The organism is Amycolatopsis sp. VC5-11 (genome assembly GCF_037034185.1).
GTDB classification, from domain to species: Bacteria; Actinomycetota; Actinomycetes; order Mycobacteriales; family Pseudonocardiaceae; genus Amycolatopsis; species Amycolatopsis nivea.
The window spans coordinates 15,740-36,641 of the sequence record NZ_JBAGKF010000005.1 but is presented as its reverse complement, the minus strand read 5'-3'; the positions used below and the strand labels follow the sequence as shown (position 1 = coordinate 36,641).

Genomic DNA, 20,902 nt, shown 5'->3' with positions numbered 1-20,902 from the left:
TGTCCGTTCGTGACCACCCAGACCACTCCCCTGTTCGTCCACGAGGAAGTCGCCTCGGCGTTGCGTGACGGTCACCCCGTCGTCGCGCTCGAGAGCACGATCCTTTCGCACGGCCTCCCGTACGGACGGAACCTCGACGTCGGCCGCCGTATCGAGCAAACCGTACGAGACGGCGGCGCCGTCCCGGCCACCATCGCCGTACTGGACGGACGGCCGGTCATCGGCCTGTCCCCCGCCGAACTGGAGCGCGTCTGCGCCCCCGACGCCGGCCTGGACAAGCTGTCCCTGCGCGACCTCGGCCCCGCAGTCGGCCTCGGCCGCTCCGGCGCCACGACCGTCGCCGGAACCTCGGCGCTCGCCGCGGCAGCCGGGATCGGCGTCTTCGCGACCGGCGGCCTCGGCGGCGTGCACCTGGGCGCGGCACAGAGCTGGGACGTCTCGGCCGACCTCGGCGTCCTCGCCAAGGTGCCGACCGTGGTCGTGTGCTCCGGCGTGAAGTCCGTCCTGGACATCCCCGCCACCCTGGAAGTGCTGGAAACGAACTCGGTGCCCGTCCTCGGCTACCGCACCGACGACTTCCCCGCGTTCTACCTCCGCTCGTCCGGCCACCCCGTCGGCTGGCGCGTGGACGACCCGAAGCAGGCCGCCGCGGTCATCTCCGCGCACCGCCGGTACGCGAATTCGGGCGTACTGTTGACAAATCCGATCCCGGAAGAGTCCGAAATGGACCGTGCACTGCACGACCGCCTGCTGCGCGAGGGCCTGGCAAAACTGGCCGACGGCGACGTACACGGCGCGGACGTGACCCCCGTGCTGCTCGAACACTTCCACACCGCCAGCGAAGGCGTCAGCATCGACGCGAACGAGGCTTTGGTGCTGTCCAACGCCAAACTCGCGACCGAGGTGGCGGTGGCGCTGTCGTGACCGGAATCGTAGTAGTCGGCGACGCGGGCCTAGACGTCGTCGCGCGACACGACCAGCCCCTCCCCCACGGCGGCGACGCCCGAGCAGCAATCCGCTTCACCGGCGGCGGTGCCGGAGCGAACACCGCCCTGTGGCTGCGCTCCCTGGGCGCAGAAACCACCCTGATCGCCCGAATCGGCAACGACTCGGGCGGCCGCCTGATCCGAGCCGAGCTGGAAGCCGCAGGAGTCCGCTGCGCCTTCGCGACCGATCCGGAAGCCCCGACGTGCTGCGTAGTAGTCCTAGTAGACGGCGAAGGCCAACGCAGCATGCTCGCCGACCGAGGCGCGAACAAACGCTTCGCCCCCGAAGACGTCACGCCCGAGGCCCTGGCCGGCTCCACCCACCTGCACCTGTCCGGCTATGTCCTGCTGGACCCGTCTTCCCGCCCCGCAGGCCTAGCCGCACTGGCCGCCGCGAAGAAAGCCGGGCTGACCACCTCCGTGGACCCCCAAGCAGCCGCCCACATCCACGACCCGTCAGCCTTCCTGGACGACGTACGCGGCACCGACCTGCTCATGCCGAACACCGAAGAACTAGTCGCCCTGACCGGCTCCGCAGACCCCTCCTCGGCCACCGAACTGCTGAACACCGTAGGCGCAGTAGTAGTAACCGCAGGCCTGGACGGCGCAAGCTGGATCGACGCAACCGGCGTCTCCTCAGTCCCAGCAGTAGAAACAACCTGCGTGGACTCCACCGGCGCAGGCGACGCCTTCGACGCAGGCGTCCTCACCACCTGGCTAGCCGGAAAGTCCACAGTGGACGTACTACGCACAGGCACCCAACTAGGCGCACTGGCAGTAAGCCGAATCGGCCCGCAACCCTAAAACAAAGGCCCGCGAGGGGACCCCTGACAGCCCCAGATTCCGTCAGGGCCCCCTCACGGCCCCACCCTCGCCGCCCGGGATGCGCCCCAATGTGGCATTGGGTGCGTCAAACGCACCGAACGCCACATTGGGTGCGTCACATGCGCCCAATGCCACATTGGGGCGCTAGCCCCACCTGAGAACCGGCAGCCGACGCACCCAAACCAGCGAGGCACCCACACCACCCCCGCACCCCGATACGAAGCTCATCTGCGGTCTGAGGGTGCTTGTCAAGGCATCTTTCCCGCCTTGACAAGCACCCTCAGACCGTCAGCACAATCAAGCTTCGGGGTGCCCCACGCAACCCCCACGGCAATGTCGCCGCCAGGCGACGAGCCGAAACAGACGGACGCTACCCGTCAATCACCCGATGCTTCCGCCCCTCGATCTGCCGAGCATCCCGCGCATACCGATTGACCTTCTCCGACTTCTTAGGCGGCCGGTCATTAGCGATCAGCACAGCGATCCAAGGCAACGGCACGGAAATCACCAAAAACAAAATAGCCAGCCACCACGTGTGATAAGTCAGCCCGGCCAAAATAAGACAGGGAATCCGGCACACCATCATGATGACGTACTTCCGCTTCCGCGCCGCCAGCTGATCGTCCAGCGACGGCTCGGCCTCGGTGATCAACACAGGTTCGGGGCGGGGATCGGCTCCGTGGGGTGCGTTCACAGCACCACCTCCGTGTTCCATCGTCTCACTCACCGGCCTTCCGCGACACCCGGGCGGGCAAACCGGGACAACGCGGCGACGACCAGCGTCTCGACCCCGGTCCGCAGTGTCGGGTGCAGCACCGGGGCGAACTTGGACGAGTGATTCGAGGGCACGTCGGTCTCGAACCGCCCCTCGGTCATCGCCGTGATCACCTGCTGCGCGTCGAACCCTCCGACCAGCCAGAACACCGACGGCACCCCGGCCGCCCGGCCGAATTCGCTGAAGTCCTCACTGCCGGTGACCAGCGGCGCGGGCATCGTCGCCTCCGCACCGAAGTGCCCGCGAAACACCTCAGTCAACTCGTCCGACGCGGCAGTGTCGTTCGCCGTGACCGGATAGGACGCGACGACCTCCACCGTCGGCGGCTGAGGGGCCCCCGCGGCCGCGGCTTCACCGTTCACGATCCGCTCGATCGCCTTGCGCAGCCGCACCAACACGGCGTCGTCGAAGGCACGGGTATTGACCTCGAGCACGGCATGGTCAGCAATCACGTTCGCTGCGGTCCCGACATGCATCGAGCCGACAGTCACCACGGCAGGCTCAGTCGCCGCGATCTCGCGCGACACGATCGTCTGCAGCTTGAGCACCACGGACGCCGCCAGCACCGCCGGATCGACTGTGGTTTCCGGCCGCGACCCGTGCCCGCCGCGACCGTGCAGGGTGATCCGCAAGGTGTCGGTCGCCGCCATGATCACGCCCGGCCGGGTCAGCACCCACCCGGCCGGACCAGGCACGATGTGCTGCCCGAAGACCACGTCGGGACGGCCGACCCGGTCGAAGAGACCGTCGCGGACCATTCCGGCAGCCCCGTCCCCGGCCTCTTCCCCAGGCTGGAACAGCGCGAGCAGCGTGCCGGACCACTCGTCCCGCGAAGCCGCGAGAAGATGCGCGGCACCGGAGAGCCACGTCGCGTGCATGTCGTGCCCGCAGGCGTGCATCAGCGGCACTTCGCGACCCTCGGAGTCGACGCCGCGCGCAGTGCTCGCGTACGAGAGCCCCGTCTGCTCCTCGACCGGCAACGCGTCGATGTCCGCACGAAGCAGCACAGTCGGTCCTTCGCCGTTGCGCAGGACGCCGACTACACCGGTGCGACCGATGCCGGTGTGCACCTCGAAGCCGTCTTCAGTCAGCCGTCGGGCCAGCTCGGCTGCCGTGCGGGTTTCGGTGAACGCCAGCTCGGGATGACGGTGCAGATCGACGTACAGCGCTTCAAGCTCCGGCAGTGCCGCTTCAAGCGGAGCCAGGACACGCTCGGTGGTCTCGGTGGTCACGATGCTCATCGTGGCAGGCTTACCCACCGTGAGCACGAACACGCCTCTTCCTGACCTTTCCGACGACGTCTGCGCGCGGCTGCGCGAAGCGTTCCGACGCACCGGCTACGACGCTGACGGCGTCGTCGACGCGCTCGGCGGCGCAGCGCACACGGCGCTCGGCCGCGGCGAGCCCGAACCAGCCCGCCGCGCGAGCCTCGACGCCGGCGACCTCGGCGTCTTCATCCGGCTGTTCCTGCTCGGGCTCGCCGAGCCGGAGAAGGCCGTCTCGTCGGCGTTCGCCCCGCTCAGCGCGGACGAGGCGGTGGCCGCGGGCATCCTGCGGACGGCCGGGGACGAGTTCCGCGCCGCGCTCGACATCCGCCCGCACGGCGACGAGGACGGTTCGTGGTGGGTCGTCTCCGACCTCGACGCCGACATGCTCGGCCACGTCGTGCCCGAGGACCACGTGCTCGGCGTCGGGCACGCGTCGCTGAGCCTGATCCGCGCGACCAGCCGCCGCCCCGTCGGCACCCTGCTCGACCTGGGCACCGGCAACGGCGTCCAAGCGCTGCACGCGACCCGGCACGCGCAGCGAGTCACCGCGACCGACGTGTCGGCCCGCGCGCTCGCGCTGGCCGCGGGCACGTTCCGGCTGAACGAGCTTGACGTCGAACTGCTGCGCGGCGAATGGTTCGCGCCCGTCGCGCGCCGCCGCTTCGACCAGATCGTGTGCAATCCGCCATTCGTGGTCGGTCCGCCGCGCGTCGACTACACGTACCGCGACTCCGGCTTGGCCGGCGACGACGCGAGCGCGCTGGTCGTCCGTCAGCTGCCGAGCTTCCTCAACGACGGCGGCACGGGTCAGCTCCTCGCGTCGTGGCTGCACCGTCGCGGCGAAGACTGGGGCGACCGCGTCGCGCGCTGGCTGCCGCCTGAGACCGACGCCTGGTTCGTACAGCGCGACGTCGCCGACCCCGGGCTGTACGTCGGCACCTGGCTTCGCGACGAAGGCATCGACCCACGCTCACCCGAAGGCCGCGCGAAAGCCGCCGCGTGGCTCGACTGGTTCACCGAAAACGACGTACAGGGCATCGGATTCGGCTTTGTGACGCTGCGGCGCGCGAACGGTCAGACGCCGACTGTTGTCTGCGAAGATCTGCGACAGGCTTACGACGACCCGCTGGGCCCCGAAGCAGCGAACTGGCTCGACCGCGTCGAGTGGCTGCGTACGCACGGCGACAATGTGTTGGACGTAGCGTTTCGGGTACCCGAGACAGTGCTGCTCGAACGCGTCGACTCTCCCGGAGATGAGGGCTGGGAAACAACCGTGCGGCGGTTGCATCGCACCGACGGACCCGGTTGGCAGCACGAGGTCGACGAACTCACCACGCGCCTTCTCGCGGGTTGCCGCGGCGCGTTGCCGCTGTCGGATCTGCTGGACCTGCTGTCCGCCGCGCAGGGCCTCGATTCGGCCGAACTGACCGCCGCCGCTTTGCCGATCGTCCGCGAACTTGTGCGGCACGGCATGCTCGTGCCGGGTTCGCCGCGGTGAGGGCGGTGGCGGCGCGGGTCACCCGCGCGAGCGTGACCGTCGCGGGGGAGATTGCCGGAGAGATCAAGGAACCCGGACTGCTCGTGCTGCTGGGCGTGCACCGGGACGACGATCCCGGGAAAGCCGAAACGATGGCCCGCAAACTGCACGAGCTCCGGTTGCTGCGCGACGAGGAATCGTGCGCGACGACCGGCGCGCCGCTGCTCGTGGTGTCGCAGTTCACGCTCTACGGCGACACCCGCAAGGGCCGCCGCCCGTCGTGGACCGCCGCCGCCCGGCCGGAAATCGCCGAACCCCTGGTGGACGCCGTGGTCGCGGAACTGCGCGGCCGCGGCGCGACCGTCTCGACCGGACGGTTCGGCGCGGAGATGGCGGTGGAAAGCGTGAACGACGGCCCGTTCACCGTTCTCGTTGAGGTCTAGACCACATTGGAGAAGGCCGCGTAACATCGAAGGCACGGAGCGCGATTCGAGCGCATTCCCCGGAGCGCAGCGGTTCTCAGCAAAACCTCAGTTTTGGTGGAGCAACCGCGAGGCGGGTACGCCCGTCCTCATTTCAGCGAGCCGGGAACGTTTCACCTACCCGGAGCGTTGAGACCAGTGTCCAGCCAAGCCGGCTGGGCCCGCGGACACGGGATTCCACAGGCCCCGTCCCGCAGGCGCCGGCGAGACACGTTCAGCCCGTGACCGGGGAGGCAGAATGTCAGTCCAGACTCTCGAACGCGAAGCGCGCGGGATTCGCGAGCGCGGGATTCCAGCACAGCAGACCGAGGAGCGGGTGAGCGTGGGGGCGCTCACCGACGCCGACCTCGACGCCCAGAGCCCCGCCGCCGACCTGGTGCGCGTGTACCTGAACGGCATCGGCAAGACCGCGCTGCTCACCGCGGCCGACGAGGTCGAGCTGGCGAAGCGGATCGAAGCCGGGGTCTTCGCCCAGCACATGCTCGACACCGCCGAGGGCCTCACGCCGCAGCGCCGCAAGGAACTGCGCGCGCTGGTCCGCGACGGCCACGTCGCGAAGAACCACCTGCTGGAGGCCAACCTCCGGCTCGTGGTGTCGCTCGCGAAGCGCTACACCGGACGGGGCATGCCGCTGCTCGACCTGATCCAGGAGGGGAACCTGGGCCTGATCCGCGCGGTGGAGAAGTTCGACTACTCCAAGGGGTTCAAGTTCTCCACGTACGCCACGTGGTGGATCCGCCAGGCCATCACCCGAGGCATGGCGGACCAGGGCCGCACCATCCGGCTGCCGGTCCACCTGGTCGAACAGGTGAACAAGCTGGCCCGGATCCGCCGCGACCTGCACCAGCAGCTGGGCCGCGACGCGACGCACGAGGAACTGAGCGCCGAATCGGGCATTCCGGTGCACAAGATCTCGGACCTGCTCGACCAGTCGCGCGACCCGGTGAGCCTCGACATGCCGGTGGGCACCGAGGAAGACGCCCCGCTGGGCGACTTCATCGAAGACTCGGAGGCGACCGACGCCGAGAGCGCCGTGATCTCCGGCCTGCTGCAAGACGACCTCCGTCGGGTTTTGGCCACGCTGGACGACCGCGAACAGCACGTCATCCGCCTGCGCTACGGCCTCGACGACGGCCAGCCGCGCACGCTCGACCAGATCGGCAAGCACTTCGGCCTGTCGCGCGAACGCGTGCGGCAGATCGAACGCGAGGTCATGGCGAAGCTGCGCCAGGGCGAGCGCGCCGACCGGCTGCGGGCGTACGCCAGCTGAGTTTTCTTCCCTCTCCGGACCCGGGGTTTCGGGCTCGGGTTCCGGGTTCCGGGGAGGGCGGAGAAGCCGGTCAGCGAGCATTCGGGCTGGCGCGGCGGACTGACCGGGCGCGGGGTCCGGTGAGCCCGGCCGCGGCAAGCACGCGGACAGGCACGGTCAGGGTTTTCCGTGGGGACCGGGTGGGGCCCGGTCAGGCGGGACGGGGACTCTTCGACCACAGATTGTTTCGATGGGCAGCGGTTCGTGCCGCTGGTTGCGCAAGACCCTCGGTTCGGCTTTCGGACCGGGGGTTTTGTCGTGCCCAGCCCCGATTTCCCCCGCCTGCCGCCCTGACCGCTGCCCCGCCGAGGGCAACGTCGAATTGCCGACAAATCGCCTCATCAACACCACCAGCCCCACCAGCCACTTGAGCCTCACCAGCCACTTAAGCCCCTTCTGAGCGCACCCTCCACCTTCCGTGCCCCGTTTCCTCCCCTTGACCCGATTCGTCCTGACACCCACCGCAACCCCGTCACCACTCCGCGCACCCGTTCGTGGAATTCGCGTCTCGTTCGCGTTTGGCGGTTCTGGGCAGTGGGTAGCAAGCGTTCGCGACCCCCGCTGTGCGGCGTCCGGTCAACGCGCCGGCGGGGGTCCCGTTGGTCACGCGGGGCGGGTGTGTGCGCATCCGGTCCGCTTTCCCCGGGAGGTCGGGTCCGTCGGGGTGGGCCCGGCCTCCCGACCATGCCTGCCCGAAACCCGCGGGAAGCACCGCTGGCGTGCGCTATCCCACAGCGTCCCCGCGCCCGTGCGACCGGGCGGAACCCGCTGAGTACCGTGAGCCAATCCCGATCAGGGCAAAGGAGCCTCGCTGTGCCGCCCACCACGTTCCAGCACACCGAAGTCCTGCCGCTCGGCAAGGACACCACCACCGAATACCGGCTGGTCACCGCCGACGGCGTCGAGACCGTCGAAGCCGCCGGGCGGAAGTTTCTGAAGGTCGATCCGGAAGCGCTGACGACGCTCGCGCGCACGGCGATCACCGACATCCAGCACCTGTTGCGTACGTCACACTTGCAGCAGCTGCGCGCGATCGTCGACGACCCCGAAGCCAGCGGCAACGACCGGTTCGTCGCGATGGACCTGCTCCGCAACGCGGCCATCTCGGCAGGCGGCGTGCTGCCGATGTGCCAGGACACCGGCACCGCGATCGTCATCGGCAAGCGCACCGAGGGCGTGCTGTCCGGCGGCGACGACGAGCGCGCGCTGTCTCAGGGCATTTTCGACGCCTACCAGCAGCTGAACCTGCGCTACTCGCAGATGGCCCCGATTAACTTCTGGGAAGAGCGCAACACCGGCACGAACCTCCCGGCGCAGATCGAGCTGTACCACAAGGACACCGACGCGACGGACCCGTCGTACGAGTTCCTGTTCATGGCCAAGGGCGGCGGCAGCGCCAACAAAACGTTCCTGTACCAGGAAACGAAGGCGGTTCTGAACCCGAAGCGGCTCGCCCGGTTCCTGGACGAGAAGCTGCGCAGCCTGGGCACCGCCGCGTGCCCGCCGTACCACCTGGCGATCGTCGTCGGCGGCATGTCGGCCGAGTTCAACCTCAAGGTCGCGAAGCTGGCTTCCGCGCGCTACCTGGACAACCTTCCCGCCGAGGGTTCCGAGCTGGGCCACGCGTTCCGCGACCGCGACCTCGAGCAGCAGGTGCTGGAGATGACGCGCCAGTTCGGCATCGGCGCCCAGTTCGGCGGGAAGTACTTCTGCCACGACGTCCGCGTGATCCGCCTGCCCCGGCACGGCGCGAGCTGCCCGGTCGGCGTCGCGGTGTCCTGCTCGGCCGACCGCCAGGCGAAGGCGAAGATCACGAGCGAGGGCGTGTTCATCGAACAGCTCGAGCGCGATCCGGCCCGCTTCCTGCCGGACGTCACCGAGGAAGACCTGTCCGACGAGGTCGTGTCGGTCGATCTGAACCAGCCGATGGACCAGATCCGCGCCCAGCTGGCGCAACTGCCGGTGAAGACGCGCCTGTCGCTGACCGGCCCGCTGGTCGTGGCGCGCGACATCGCCCACGCGAAGATCGCCGAGCGCCTCGACGCCGGCGAGGAGATGCCGCAGTACCTCCGCGACCACCCGGTCTACTACGCGGGCCCGGCGAAGACCCCCGACGGCTACGCGTCCGGCTCGTTCGGCCCGACGACCGCGGGCCGGATGGACTCGTACGTCGCCCAGTTCCAGGCCGCGGGCGGTTCGCTCGTGATGCTGGCGAAGGGCAACCGCTCGAAGCAGGTCACCGCGGCCTGCAAGGAACACGGCGGCTTCTACCTCGGCTCGATCGGCGGCCCGGCCGCGCGGCTGGCGAAGGACTGCATCAAGAAGGTCGACGTGCTCGAGTACGCCGAACTCGGCATGGAAGCGGTCTGGAAAATCGAGGTCGAAGAGTTCCCCGCGTTCATCGTCATCGACGACAAGGGCAACGACTTCTTCTCCGAAACCAGCGAACCGGTCCTGCAGATCAGCTTCCGCTGATTCCGGCCGACGCCGAGGTCATCCGGGAAACATCCCGCCCAACCGGGCGAGAGTTTTCTCGATGGCCTCGGCGTTGCGCTTGGGAAACCCGAGCAACCGAATAGCCAGCGGCGACCGAGCAGTAGACCAGTCGAAGGTCTCGGTGACCTCGGTGCGCCCGTCCTCGGTCGGCTCGAGCAGCCAACGCCACCGATGCCCGGAGAAGTGCCGCCAAGCAATCAGCCGATTCTCCTCGAACTCGACCACGGTGTTCTGAATCCGGTACGGCGCCCCCATCCGCATCTCCATGCCGAACCGCGCCCCCAACGACAACCGCGCCGGCGCCGACCCCTGACTGGCCCGCACCGTGCCCGACCCGTCAATGAGCGGATGCTGCGCCGGATCGACGAGCAACGCGAAAATCCGTTCCGGCGCCGCAGCAACAACAGCACTGCGCGAAACCTGGCGAGTACCCATTCACGCAGCCTAAGGCCGCACCCCTCCCCCTGCCATCGACGCACACAAACAAGTCCACTGTGGACTTCCGAAGGAAGTCCACCCCCTCCCGCACCCGATGCACCCCAACGATCAAGGCAGCCACACCCCCCCAACCCCGATACACAGCCAAAAACACGGCGCGGAGGTGCTTGTCAAGGCATCTTTCCCGCCTTGACAAGCACCTCCGCGCCGTAGTCACAATCAGGCTGAGGGGTGGTGGCCAACCTCAAGGCGCAATGTCGCCGCCAGGCGACGAGCCGAACGACCCCCCGACGAAGCCGTCCGACCCCTCACCCCACGACCTCACCGAGGCGGAGACTGCTTCAACACCACAGTCCTCTCCCCCAACGGCGCCCCCAACGGCACCGAAATCACCGGATGCCGCAAATCCATCGTGCACATCTGCCCGGTCTGCGCCTTGGTCTCGCTCAAATCCACCACCACCCGCTGCGCAGACTGCTCCACAGCGGACCCAAGCGCATGCCCGCACCCGCCTTCCTCAGCCCGCACCACGAGCACCTTCCCCCCGCTGTCCGAATAAACCTCCTTGGGAAACGTCTTAGGCAACGCAGCCCCGTCCACCTGTTTGTCCGGAACCCGCACCGCCCCCGCGGGCGGGTTGAACTGGGGCTTGCCCGGCGACGACGGCGGCGCCGAAGCACTGCCGCTCGGCGGCGCAGTCTCGGTCCCGGACGCTGGTGCGTTCGCCATGCTCGTCGGACTGCCGCACGCGGCTGCCATCGTGAGCACCAGTGCCGCGCCCGCCAGTCGTGTCGTTCCGATCAGCTTCGTCGAGTACCTCATGATCCCTGGACGGACCGACCGCCCCGCCGGGTTGCACCCGATCTTCACGGACCGGGCTTCAATACCAATTCCCGCCCGCCCAGCGGCGCGGCGAGCCGTACCGGCAACGAAATCTCCCGGATGTGCATCGGACACATCTGCCCGTGCGGCGCCTTGGTGAGCGTCACCAGCACGACAACCTGAGTCGCCGTCTGCTCCCCCGCCTTCGCGCTGAGCTTGTCGCATCCGCCTTCCTCGGCGTGGATCACCACGACCGAGCCGCCCTCAGCGAGCGTGACATCGTGCGGATAGCCAGCCGGAAGGGCCGAGGCGTTGATCTGCCCGGCAGCAGGCGCAGTGTCCCCCGGCGGCACGCCCTGCGTCGGACGGCTCTTCGGCGGCGCTGAAGCCGGCGGCGGGGAGACCGACGGCGAAGAAGACGGCGGCGAGGAAACCGACGTCGAACTAGCTGGCGGTCCCGAGGAAACCGGCGCAGCCACGGTTCCGTTGCCCCCGCACGCCGCGACCGTCAGCAGCAGCGCGCTCGCTCCCACGATTTTCCCTGTAGTCCGCATGCAACGCGGACGGAATCGCGCCCCGGAAGGTTGCATCCGGGCGGGAAACTATTTCACCGGGCCGCAGCCTTCCCCCGCACCAGCCCCAGCAGCACCACCCCGGCCAGTGTCACCACCAGCAACAGCGCCGTGCTCGCGGACGCGAGAAACACCTGTCCCCGGTCAGTGAGGGAGAAAATGGTCGCCGGGAGCGTCCGCCAGTCGGGCGGGTACAGCATCATCGTCGCGCCCAATTCGCCCATCGACATCGCCAGCGCCAAACCGGCCGAAGCCGACATCGCGGGCAGCAGCACTGGCAACCGCACGCGCACCAGCACTCGCAACGGACGCGCGCCGAGACTCGCCGCGGCCTGCGCGAGCAGCGGATCAACACGTTGCAGCGCGGCCGAAACCGTGCTGTACGCGAAGGGCAGCAGGATCATCAAGTGTCCGGCGAGGACGATCCAGCGCGTGCCGTTGAACGCCACCGGCGGACGGCTGAACGCCACCAGCAACGCGAGCCCCAGCACCACCGACGGCACCGCGATCGGGAGGTGGAACAGCGAATCCGCGATCCGGCGCAGCCGCGGCGGCGCGTGGTCGACGGCCAGCGCGGCCCAGGTGCCGAGCACCACCGAGACCAGTGACGTGATCACCCCGGTCTGCACGCTCACCGACAAGCTCGCGAACGTCTCGCCGGACAGCGCGTCGGCGTAATGCGCTCCGGTGAGTCCGCTGGGCAGCACGCCCGTCCAACTTCCGGCGAACGACGCCAGCACGATCATCACCAGCGGCGCGGCCACCACCCCGAGGAAAACCACGCCGAACACCAGCCACACCAGCAACCGGCTACGCCGCGTCCACAGCAGCACGACGGCCTCCTCCCCTGACGACTCGCCGGTAAACCGTGTAGAGCACCAGCGACAGCACCACGTTCACCACCGCGACCACGGATGCGGCCGGGAAGTCGAACGTGACGATTCCCTTGCCGTACACCAGCATCGGCAACGTCGAGACGCCCTTGGCGCCGAGGAACAGCACTATGCCGAACTCGTTCATCGTCAACAGCAGCACCAGACACGCACCGGACGCGAGCGACGGCAACGCTTCCGGCAGCACCACGCGCCACAGCACCCGGCCCGGCCGCGCGCCGAGGCTCGCCGCGACATCCAGTTGAGCCGACGGAACCTGGTTGAACGCCGCAAGAGCGGGCCGCATCACGAACGGCGTGTAGAAGGTGATCTCGGCGAGCAGGACGCCCCACGGCGAGTACAGAAACCCGGCGGTGCCGAAGACTCCCGCGCCGCCGTAAAGGAAGGTGAAGGCCAGCGCGATCAGGAACGACGGGAACGCCAGCACCGTGTCCACGAGGCGGGCGAGCAGCGTCGCCCCGGGAAACGGGACGAACGCGACAACCAGCGCGAGAAATCCGCCGAGCAGCACGCAACCGACGGTGGAACCCAAGGCCAGCAACACTGTCTGCCACACCGCGCGGCCGAATTCCGGCGACGACAGCACTTGCGCCCACACCGAAAGCCCGAAACTGCCGTCCTGCGCGGTGAACGACTGCAGGATCACCAGCACCAGCGGATAGCCGAAGAACCCGGCGACCACGATCGCGGGCGGGAGCAGCCAGCCGATCCGGTACCGGCGGGGCCGCGTGCTGCGGCGGGCCGGGGCGACCGCGGCGGTGCCGAGGGCGAGGCCGGTCATCCGCCCACCCCCACCAACGGGCAACCGTCCGGAATGGACACTCCGACCCGGTCGCCGACCGCGGGCAGCACCGGACTGTCCGGCACCTCGGCGCGAATGTCGCACACCTCGTCGGTAAGCCGCAGGTCGAGCCGGTATCCGGAACCGCGCCACTGCACGCCGCGCACCAGCGCCGGGAAGGTGCCCGGTCCGAGTTCGCCGACCGAAATCCGGTGCGGACGCACGCCGAGCGCCACCGGCCGCTCCGGTTGAAGCGTGCCGGACGGTTCGGCGGACAGCTCGCGCCCGGCCAGCCGGACCGTCGCGACAGTCCCGTCCGCACGCACCAGTTCGACCGGGATCAGGTTCGCCGCGCCGAGGAAGCTCGCGGTGAACTCGGTGGCCGGACGGCGGTAAAGCTGTTCGCACGGACCGAGTTCGACCAGCCGGGAGTCGCGCAGCACCGCGATCCGGTCGGCGAGCGCGAGCGCTTCGCTTTGGTCGTGAGTGACGTAGATCAGCGTCGTGTCCGGCAATTCGGCCCGCAGCCGCAGCAGTTCCGCGACCATGTCCTCACGCAGCGCGGCGTCCAATGCGGACAGTGGCTCGTCGAGCAACAGCACGTTGGGCCGGATCGCGAGCGCCCGCGCCAGCGCGACCCGCTGCTGCTGCCCGCCGGACAGCTCACGGGGATACCGGCGCGCGTACTCGCTCATCCCGACCAGTTCCAGCACCTCGCCGACGCGCTTCACCACGTCCCCCCGGCGCATCTTCCGCGCCTTCAGTCCAAACGCGACATTGTCGGCGACCCGCTGGTGCGGGAACAGCGCGTAGCTCTGCACCACCACGCCGAGACCGCGCCGATGCGGCGGCAGATCGGTGACGTCCTGGCCGTCGAGCAGCACCCGTCCGGCGCTCGGCCGAAGGAACCCGGCGAGCGCCTTGAGCGCGGTCGACTTGCCGGAACCGGACGGCCCCAGCAGCGCGAGGGTTTCGCCGCGCGCTACCGAGAGATCCAGCGGGGCAAGCGCTTGCGTCGCTCCGAAGTGGACGGATACGCCGCGGAACTCTACTGCCGGAGTCACAGTCCGGTGGCCTTCCGGTACGCGGTGAGGTCGGCGTCGAGACGGCCGAGGACGGAGTTCCAGTCCGGGGTCCAAATGTCCACTCCGGACATCGCGGCGGTGATCTTCTCTGCCTTCGGGCCCTGCGGCTTGACGTCGGAGCGGGCCGGGATGCCGTACGCGTCGCTGGCCTTCACCTGGGTTTCCGGCGAGAACAGGAAGTCGAGCAGCTTGCGCGCGTTGTCCGCGTGCGGAGCGTTGTTGACCAGACCGGCGAAGTACGGCAGCGCGAAGGTGGACCGCTTGCCCTGCGCATCGGCCGGGAAGAACACCGAGAACCCGCCGCTCTTGTCGATCTCGGCGAGGTTCATCTGCAGGTCTCCGTTGGCGACCAGGATCTCGCCCTTCGCGACCTTCGGCTGCAGCTTGCCGGTGGACGACGACGGCCCGACATTGTTCGCCTGCAGCCGACCGAGGTAGTCGAGCGCGCCCTGCTCGCCGAACACGTGCTGGGCCTGCAGCAGCACCGCGGTGCCGTCGCCCGCTTCGCCCGGCGTCGAGTACTGGAGCTTGCCCTTGTACTTCGGGTCGAGAAGGTCGTTCCAGGTCTTCGGGGCGGGGTTTGCCTGCTGCGGATTGTAGATGAAGCTCAGGTAGTTGTTCATCATCGCGTAGTAGCGGCCCTGCGGGTCCTTCTGCGCGGCCGGAACCTGGTCGACGCCCTTCGGCGCGGACGCCGCGAGCAGGCCTTCCTTCGCCGCCTGCTGGACGAACGGCGGGAGCGTCACGAGGACGTCGGCCTGGGTGTTGGCCTTTTCCTTGCCCACACGCGAAACGACCTCGGCGGAACCGGCGGTGACGGCCTGGACGGTGATCCCGGTCTGCTGCTTGAACTCGGCGAACCGGGCGTTGTACCAGTCCTCGAGCCCGTCCGCGGTGTACACGGTGACGGTCTGGTCGCCGGACGCGCCGCCCGCCGTGCCGCCGCACGCGGACAGCAGGCCGGCGAGGGCCGCGACGAGAGCGACGACGGTCGCTTTCCGGATTCTCATGGCTGGGTGGCTCCTTCGAGTACGGCGGGGAGGGCGGAGACGGAGTCGAGAACGTGGGTCGCGCCTGCTGCTTCCAGGTCGGCGCGGTTGCTGGCGCCGGTGAGCACTCCGGCGGCGATTCCGGCGGCGGCGGCGAGACCGGTGCGGACATCGGTGGGGGTGTCGCCGACCACCGCGATGTTGCGGACGTCGGTGACCTGCAGTTTCAGCGCGACGGCGAGGATCAGGTCGGGATACGGCCGGCCGCGCACGCCGTCGCCGGGAGCGAGCGCGAGGTCGGCGAGGTCGTGCCAGCCGAGCGCGTCCAGCAGCGCGCGCTGCGTCGTGGGCGCGAATCCGGTGGTCAACGCGACCCGGATGCCGTTCTCCCGCAGGCCGCGGATGGTTTCCTCGGCACCGGGGATCGGCTTGCACTCCCCGGCCGCGACCAGCCGTCCGTACGAGCCCTCGAATTCGGCGTTCGCGCGCTGGGCGAGGTCTTCGTCGCCGAGCAGCGCGCGGAACACGGTGATCTTCGACTGACCCATGGTTTCCCGAACGTAGTCGAGCATTCCGGCGTACTGTTCGTCCTCTTCGGACACTCCGGCGGCGGCGATCGCCGCGGTGAAGGCGCGTTCGACCAGTCCGTCGTCCGCGACGGTGGTTCCGGCCATGTCGAGCACGACGAGTTCGGTGGTCACCAGCCCAGCTCCTTTGCGGTGTCTTCGGCGATTGCGGGCGAGCAGGTCATTCCCCGGCCGCCAGGACCGGTGACGAGGAAAGCGTTGCCGGACAACCGTTCCCGGTGCACCACCGCGGCCGAGTCGGTTGCCTGGGCGTAGACGCCTGCCCAACGGCGGCGGATTCGCGGCAGCGGACGGCCGAGCAGGGCACCCGCCACTTCGGCGAGGTGTTCGTACGGGTCTTCGGTGACGTCGAAGGAGAACGGCTGCGCGTACTCGTGCGTGTCGCCGATGGTGAGCGAGCCGTCGCGGCGCTGCACCATGAGCAGCTGCATCGCGTTCTGCGCGGCGATTTCGCCCTGTGGCTGGCCTTCGTTCATCACGTCGAGCGCGGCGCCGCGGTAGGCCGGGTAGTACCGGAAGCTGTCGCCGTCCGCGACGCTGGTGGGCAACGGCTCGTCGAGAGGTTCGGTCTGCGCCATCTGCAACCGGACCCGCCGCACCGGGATCTCGCCCGCGATCTCGCGGACCAGCCCGCCGAGCCACGCGCCGGTGCAGAACACCACGACGTCGCCTTCGTGGCGCTCACCGTGATCGTCCACGACGCCGTTTTCGGTCAGGTTCCGCACCTCGCGGCCCGGCAGCCACTCGTAACGCCCGCTCGCTTTGAGCGCTTCACGGAGCGCAGGCTGCGCGGTCCGCGGTTCGACCGCCGCGTCGCGCTCGCACCACAGCGCGCCGGTGAAGTTGCCGCGCAAAGCCGGGTTCAGCGCCCGGGTTTCCTTCGCGTCGAGGAGCTTGAAGCCGCGCTCCGCCGCCTCCGGCCCGGCGACGACCTCCTGCGCGACAGCCAGCTCAGCGTCGGTCCGGACGACCGTCAGTGAGCCGTTGGGCCGGAAACCCAGCGCGGGCACGCGTTCGCCGATCCGCTCCCACAGTTCCCGGGCGCGCACCGCCGTCTCCAGCTCCGGACCGGCAGCCCGCCCGCCGACCCAGACCAGCCCGAAGTTGCGGACCGACGCTCCGCGCGCCTCCGGCTCGCGTTCGAGCTGAAGGACTTCGTGGCCGCGTTCCACGGCCTGCCAGGCGTGCTGGGTGCCGAGCACGCCGCCGCCAACGATGAGGATTCGCACGGCCGCAACAGTCGCCGCCCGCGCTCAACGGAGCCTGTCGGCACGGGGAACGCCAGGTGAAGCAGCCTCGAATATTGGACCAGATGAGTTACCGTTCCGTTATCTTCAGAGCCGGCCGACTGCGACGAACACGCAGACCGCCAGGATCACGACATTCGCCGCGACGTTGCGGTACTCCTTCGGGCGGTGTTCCGTGACCGCCAGCCGCGCGTGCCCCGCCATCGCCCCGATCATCACCACGGCCAGGCCGACCGCCGCCCACCCGGTGAGCACCGGGGCGATCCCGGTCAGCCGGGGCAGGATCAGACCGGCCGCCGCGAGGAGTTCGCAGATCGCGGTGAAGCGCACGACCGGCATCGGATAGGCCGCCACCCCGGTTTGCCCCGTTTCGAGCAGCCGCTCGCGCGACATCGCCGACTTCAGCACGCCGGACAAAGCGAAGAGCAAGGCGAGAGCCGCCTGCGCGGTCCACAATGCGATGTCCATGGTTGTCCCTCCGTTCGATGCAGAGGGAACGAACCGGCGGAACGGACTGTGACAGCTACTCGACGCGGCTCAGTCGCGTGACGAAACTCAGCCGGTCCCCGCGGTAAAGCGACCGGACCCGCTCGAACGGCTCGCCGTCCGGGCCCCACGACACGCGGTGCATCAGCAGCATCGGCAGCGCCGGGTTCGTGCCGATGAGCAGCGCCTCGCGGGGCGTCGCGAGGACGGTCTCCACGCGTTCCTCGGCCCCGTCGAAGACGACACCCAGTTCGTCGCGCAGATACGCATACAGCGACTGCTCCGGGTCGAAATCCTCCGGCAGCGTGGGGAACCTGTCGGCGCGGAGGAAGGTCGATTCGAGGCCGACGCGTTCGTCGTCGGCGAGCAGGACGCGTTCCAGGTGGATCACCTCGGCGGCCGGTTCGATCCGCAGGTCGGCGGCCAGTCCGGTGCCCGCGGCGCGGCGTTCGAGCGTGATCACCGTGCGCCCCGGCCGGATTCCTTGGCGGCGCAGGCCTTCGGTGTAGCTGACAAGCGCGAGCGGCTGGACCAGCTTCGGCGCGGCGACGTACGTGCCGCTCCCCTGCCGTCGCGACAGCCGGCCTTCGAGGACCAGCTCGCCGACCGCCTGCCGGACCGTCGCACGGGATACCTCGAACCGTTCGCACAGTTCGCGTTCCGTGGGCAGCGCGCTCCCCTCGCCCAGTTCAGCGATGACGGCCAGCAGTTCGACCTTCACCGCGTAGTAGCGCGGCACGCGGCCGTGATCCGGGATGCCGTCGCGGACCGGTCCGTCGGCGGACAGGCGGGACAGCGGCGAAGACGTGGGCACGAGACCCGAGCCTATGCCAGTCGCGCGGCGCGTGGTTCGCTGTCTCGCGAACTGACCCCACGGGAGGACCCCGCAATGCCTTTGGCCCGCCGGTTAGGCCTCGCCGACGCCGTATTCATCGGACTCGGTTCGATGATCGGCGCGGGCGTTTTCGCCGCGTTCGCCCCGGCCGCGCGCGCCGCGGGTGCGGGATTGCTGCCCGCGCTCGCCGTGGCCGCGCTGGTCGCCTACTGCAACGCGACTTCTTCCGCCCGGCTTGCCGCGCTGTACCCGGAATCCGGTGGCACGTATGTGTACGGACGCGCTCGCCTGGGTGAATTTTGGGGATACTTAGCGGGTTGGGGCTTCGTCGCTGGGAAAACGGCGAGCTGCGCGGCCATGACCTTGACCGTCGTCGCTTACGCCGCGCCCGGGCTCGGCCAGCCTTGGCGGAGCATTCTCGCGGTGGGCGTGATCGGATTGGTCACTGGCGTGAACTATCTCGGCGTGCACCGGTCCGCTTTGGCTACCCGGGTGATCGTTTGCATCACTCTCCTCGTGCTTACCTTGGTCGCGGTTTTCGGATTTTCCGGCCCGCACGTTTCGCCGTGGACTCCGTTTCACGGCGGCGGCGTGCTCGAGGCCGCCGGATTGCTGTTCTTCGCATTCGCCGGTTACGCCCGGCTGGCCACGCTGGGCGAGGAAGTCCGCGATCCAGCCCGCACGATTCCGCGCGCCATTCCGCTCGCTTTGGGACTGACGCTCGTGGTGTACGCCGTGGTGGCGGTGGTGCTGCTGGTGTCGTTGGGGCCGGACGGGATCGGCGCGAGTCCCGATCCGCTCGCTTCGGCCGTGCCGTCGCTGTCGCTCGTGGTTCGTGTCGGTGCCGTGGTGGCCGCGTTGGGATCGTTGCTGGCGCTGGTGCTGGGCGTTTCGCGGACGACGCTCGCGATGGCGCGGGACGGGCATCTGCCTCGGTTCTTGGCCGCGGTGCATCCTCGGTTTTCGGTGCCGCATCGGGCTGAACTGGCGGTGGGCGTGGTGGTGGCGGTATTGGCGACGACGACGGATTTGCGTGGTGCGATTGGGTTTTCGTCGTTCGCGGTGCTGGCTTATTACGCCGTGGCGAACGCTTCGGCGTTGACGCTGCGCCGGGACGAGGGAGCAGCGCCGAAGGTGGTCGCGGCCGGTGGGCTGGCGGGGTGCGCGGTGCTGGCGTTCAGTTTGCCGGTCGCCTCGGTGATCAGCGGGTGTTTGGTGCTGGGGCTCGGAGTGGTGGCGTACTTGGTGCGCCGCCGAGGGGTTGCGCGCTGAGTTTTGGCTTTCTCGCACGGGATTCCGGCTCGTGCGCAGCAGGCGGTGCGCGAAAGTCCCCCTCGCGCCGTCTCCGGCGGGTTACTCCGATTCTCCTACATCCCCAGGTCAAGGCTGCTTTTTCGCGTCGTCTGCGGCGGCGAAATCTGCCGGATCCGGTGAAGAATCCGAAAGATCCGAAGAAAGTTGGTTGTCCACTTACCGCCGCTCTGGTGTAGTCGATTCGTCACGCACGACACCTCCCCGCCCCCGGGAGCGGAAGCTCCACTGTGGACACCGGAAGGACAATCCCCTTGGCCGACAAGCGAAACTTCAGCATGCTCACGCGAGTACTGGCAGGCGCGGCAGCACTCGCGGCCGCCGCCGGACTGGCGACACCCGCCGTCGCGTCGACGCCGCCGTCGCCGGGTGCGGAGCCTCAGGTCGTCGGCGGGACCCGCGCCGACCAAGGGGAATTCCCGTGGATGGTCCGGCTTTCGATGGGCTGCGGCGGCGCGCTGTACACCGACCAGATCGTGCTGACCGCCGCGCACTGCGTCGACCGCACCGGAGCGGACTCGTCGATCACCGCGACGCTCGGCGTGGTCGATCTGCAGAGCTCGAGCGCGAAAAAGGTGCGCTCGACCTACGTCTACCGCTCCCCGACGTACGACTCCACCGGCGGCGACTGGGCGCTGATCAAGCTGGCGAGCCCGGTGAGCGGAATCCCGACGCTGCCGATCGCGAAGAACGCCGACAACAACTCCGGCACCTTCACCATCGCCGGCTGGGGCGCGGCCCAGGAAGGCGGCGCGCAGCAGCGCTACCTGCTGAAGGCCGAGGTCCCCTTCGTGGACGACTCGACGTGCCAGTCCCAGGGCGGCGACTACGCCGACCTGAAGCCGGACGCGGAACTGTGCGCGGGCAAGCTGGACACCGGCGGAGTCGACACCTGCCAGGGCGACTCCGGCGGCCCGATGTTCCGCCGCGACGGAGCGGGCGAATGGATCCAGGTGGGCATCGTCAGCTGGGGCGACGGCTGCGCCAGGGCCCACGCACCCGGCGTGTACACCGAGGTGAGCACGTTCGCCTCCGACATCGCCGCGGCGGCCGGGAAGATCTGACCCCTGCGCCGACGAGCCGGGTGCGGAACTCCGCTGGGGTTCCGCACCCGGTTTGTGCGGCGTTGTGCCGGGCACGTCGCAGAATCTGGCCCCTGCAGTGACGAGCCGGGCACGGAACTCCGCCGGGGTTCCGCGCCTGGCTTGCGCGGCGTTGTCCCGGGCACGCCGCAGAAT

At 69.1% G+C, this 20,902-nt stretch carries 21 protein-coding genes; 8 read left to right on the top strand and 13 right to left on the bottom strand.

The genetic code is table 11. The features are described from left to right. The first annotated feature begins 9 nt into the window (after positions 1 to 9). Both WA670_RS17405 and WA670_RS17400 read left to right on the top strand, forming a co-directional pair. On the top strand, positions 10 to 924 hold the full coding sequence (locus WA670_RS17405) for a pseudouridine-5'-phosphate glycosidase (RefSeq protein ID WP_037819193.1): 915 nt from the start codon (positions 10 to 12) through the stop codon (positions 922 to 924). Then, positions 921 to 1,790, top strand: a complete 870-nt coding sequence (locus WA670_RS17400; RefSeq protein WP_037819195.1) for a carbohydrate kinase family protein — start codon at positions 921 to 923, stop codon at positions 1,788 to 1,790. The genes WA670_RS17405 and WA670_RS17400 overlap by 4 nt, the downstream gene beginning before the upstream one ends. A gap of 391 nt (positions 1,791 to 2,181) precedes the next feature. On the opposite strand, the gene WA670_RS17395 is transcribed toward WA670_RS17400, so the two are convergent. After that, entirely contained in the window at positions 2,182 to 2,526 is a 345-nt protein-coding gene (locus WA670_RS17395) for a DUF3099 domain-containing protein (protein ID WP_051728718.1), read from the bottom strand. Between the two features lie 8 nt (positions 2,527 to 2,534). Then, entirely contained in the window at positions 2,535 to 3,827 is a 1,293-nt protein-coding gene (locus WA670_RS17390) for an amidohydrolase (RefSeq protein WP_037810035.1), read from the bottom strand. 19 nt (positions 3,828 to 3,846) lie between these two features. On the opposite strand from WA670_RS17390, the gene WA670_RS17385 reads away from it, so the two are divergent. From WA670_RS17385 to WA670_RS17370, 4 genes are all read left to right on the top strand, one after another. Continuing rightward, positions 3,847 to 5,352: a class I SAM-dependent methyltransferase gene (locus tag WA670_RS17385; RefSeq protein ID WP_336158275.1), complete on the top strand. Its 1,506-nt coding sequence runs from the start codon at positions 3,847 to 3,849 to the stop codon at positions 5,350 to 5,352. Further along, positions 5,349 to 5,774, top strand: a complete 426-nt coding sequence (gene dtd / locus WA670_RS17380; RefSeq protein WP_037810034.1) for a D-aminoacyl-tRNA deacylase — start codon at positions 5,349 to 5,351, stop codon at positions 5,772 to 5,774. Before WA670_RS17385 ends, dtd begins: the two co-directional genes overlap by 4 nt. 277 nt (positions 5,775 to 6,051) lie before the next feature. Further along, entirely contained in the window at positions 6,052 to 7,083 is a 1,032-nt protein-coding gene (locus WA670_RS17375) for a sigma-70 family RNA polymerase sigma factor (protein WP_037810032.1), read from the top strand. Positions 7,084 to 7,935: 852 nt separating this feature from the next. Then, a complete protein-coding gene (locus tag WA670_RS17370; protein WP_037810030.1) occupies positions 7,936 to 9,597 on the top strand; it encodes a fumarate hydratase in 1,662 nt (553 codons plus the stop codon). A gap of 18 nt (positions 9,598 to 9,615) precedes the next feature. Here the strand turns inward: WA670_RS17370 and WA670_RS17365 are convergent, their stop codons facing one another. From WA670_RS17365 to WA670_RS17315, 11 genes are all read right to left on the bottom strand, one after another. Further along, complete coding sequence (locus tag WA670_RS17365) at positions 9,616 to 10,053, bottom strand: SRPBCC family protein (RefSeq protein WP_037810029.1); 438 nt, start codon at positions 10,051 to 10,053, stop codon at positions 9,616 to 9,618. A gap of 324 nt (positions 10,054 to 10,377) precedes the next feature. Beyond that, positions 10,378 to 10,878 (bottom strand): hypothetical protein, encoded by a 501-nt coding sequence (locus WA670_RS17360; RefSeq protein WP_235146630.1) that lies wholly within the window; start codon positions 10,876 to 10,878, stop codon positions 10,378 to 10,380. Between the two features lie 44 nt (positions 10,879 to 10,922). After that, positions 10,923 to 11,411, bottom strand: coding sequence for a hypothetical protein (locus tag WA670_RS17355; protein WP_107050943.1), 489 nt, complete (start codon positions 11,409 to 11,411; stop codon positions 10,923 to 10,925). Between the two features lie 74 nt (positions 11,412 to 11,485). Continuing rightward, positions 11,486 to 12,283, bottom strand: coding sequence for an ABC transporter permease (locus WA670_RS17350; protein ID WP_134731153.1), 798 nt, complete (start codon positions 12,281 to 12,283; stop codon positions 11,486 to 11,488). After that, positions 12,261 to 13,124 (bottom strand): 2-aminoethylphosphonate ABC transporter permease subunit, encoded by an 864-nt coding sequence (locus WA670_RS17345; RefSeq protein WP_037810025.1) that lies wholly within the window; start codon positions 13,122 to 13,124, stop codon positions 12,261 to 12,263. Before WA670_RS17345 ends, WA670_RS17350 begins: the two co-directional genes overlap by 23 nt. Then, positions 13,121 to 14,188, bottom strand: a complete 1,068-nt coding sequence (locus tag WA670_RS17340; RefSeq protein WP_037810023.1) for an ABC transporter ATP-binding protein — start codon at positions 14,186 to 14,188, stop codon at positions 13,121 to 13,123. The genes WA670_RS17345 and WA670_RS17340 overlap by 4 nt, the downstream gene beginning before the upstream one ends. After that, entirely contained in the window at positions 14,185 to 15,219 is a 1,035-nt protein-coding gene (locus tag WA670_RS17335) for a 2-aminoethylphosphonate ABC transporter substrate-binding protein (protein WP_134731155.1), read from the bottom strand. Before WA670_RS17335 ends, WA670_RS17340 begins: the two co-directional genes overlap by 4 nt. Then, entirely contained in the window at positions 15,216 to 15,902 is a 687-nt protein-coding gene (locus tag WA670_RS17330; protein ID WP_336158448.1) for a phosphonatase-like hydrolase, read from the bottom strand. The genes WA670_RS17335 and WA670_RS17330 overlap by 4 nt, the downstream gene beginning before the upstream one ends. Then, positions 15,896 to 17,014 (bottom strand): TIGR03364 family FAD-dependent oxidoreductase, encoded by a 1,119-nt coding sequence (locus WA670_RS17325; RefSeq protein WP_134731157.1) that lies wholly within the window; start codon positions 17,012 to 17,014, stop codon positions 15,896 to 15,898. Before WA670_RS17325 ends, WA670_RS17330 begins: the two co-directional genes overlap by 7 nt. Positions 17,015 to 17,119: 105 nt before the next feature. Continuing rightward, positions 17,120 to 17,500 carry a DoxX family protein gene (locus tag WA670_RS17320; protein WP_037810020.1) on the bottom strand — a complete coding sequence of 127 codons (381 nt, stop codon included), beginning with the start codon at positions 17,498 to 17,500 and terminating at the stop codon, positions 17,120 to 17,122. A 55-nt stretch (positions 17,501 to 17,555) separates the two neighbouring features. Then, positions 17,556 to 18,332 carry a GntR family transcriptional regulator gene (locus tag WA670_RS17315; protein ID WP_043829271.1) on the bottom strand — a complete coding sequence of 259 codons (777 nt, stop codon included), beginning with the start codon at positions 18,330 to 18,332 and terminating at the stop codon, positions 17,556 to 17,558. Positions 18,333 to 18,407: 75 nt separating this feature from the next. Here WA670_RS17315 and WA670_RS17310 point away from each other — a divergent pair, with 75 nt between their 5' ends. After that, complete coding sequence (locus tag WA670_RS17310) at positions 18,408 to 19,625, top strand: APC family permease (protein WP_336158274.1); 1,218 nt, start codon at positions 18,408 to 18,410, stop codon at positions 19,623 to 19,625. 293 nt (positions 19,626 to 19,918) lie between these two features. After that, positions 19,919 to 20,728: a S1 family peptidase gene (locus WA670_RS17305; protein WP_043829269.1), complete on the top strand. Its 810-nt coding sequence runs from the start codon at positions 19,919 to 19,921 to the stop codon at positions 20,726 to 20,728. Positions 20,729 to 20,902 lie beyond the last annotated feature (174 nt).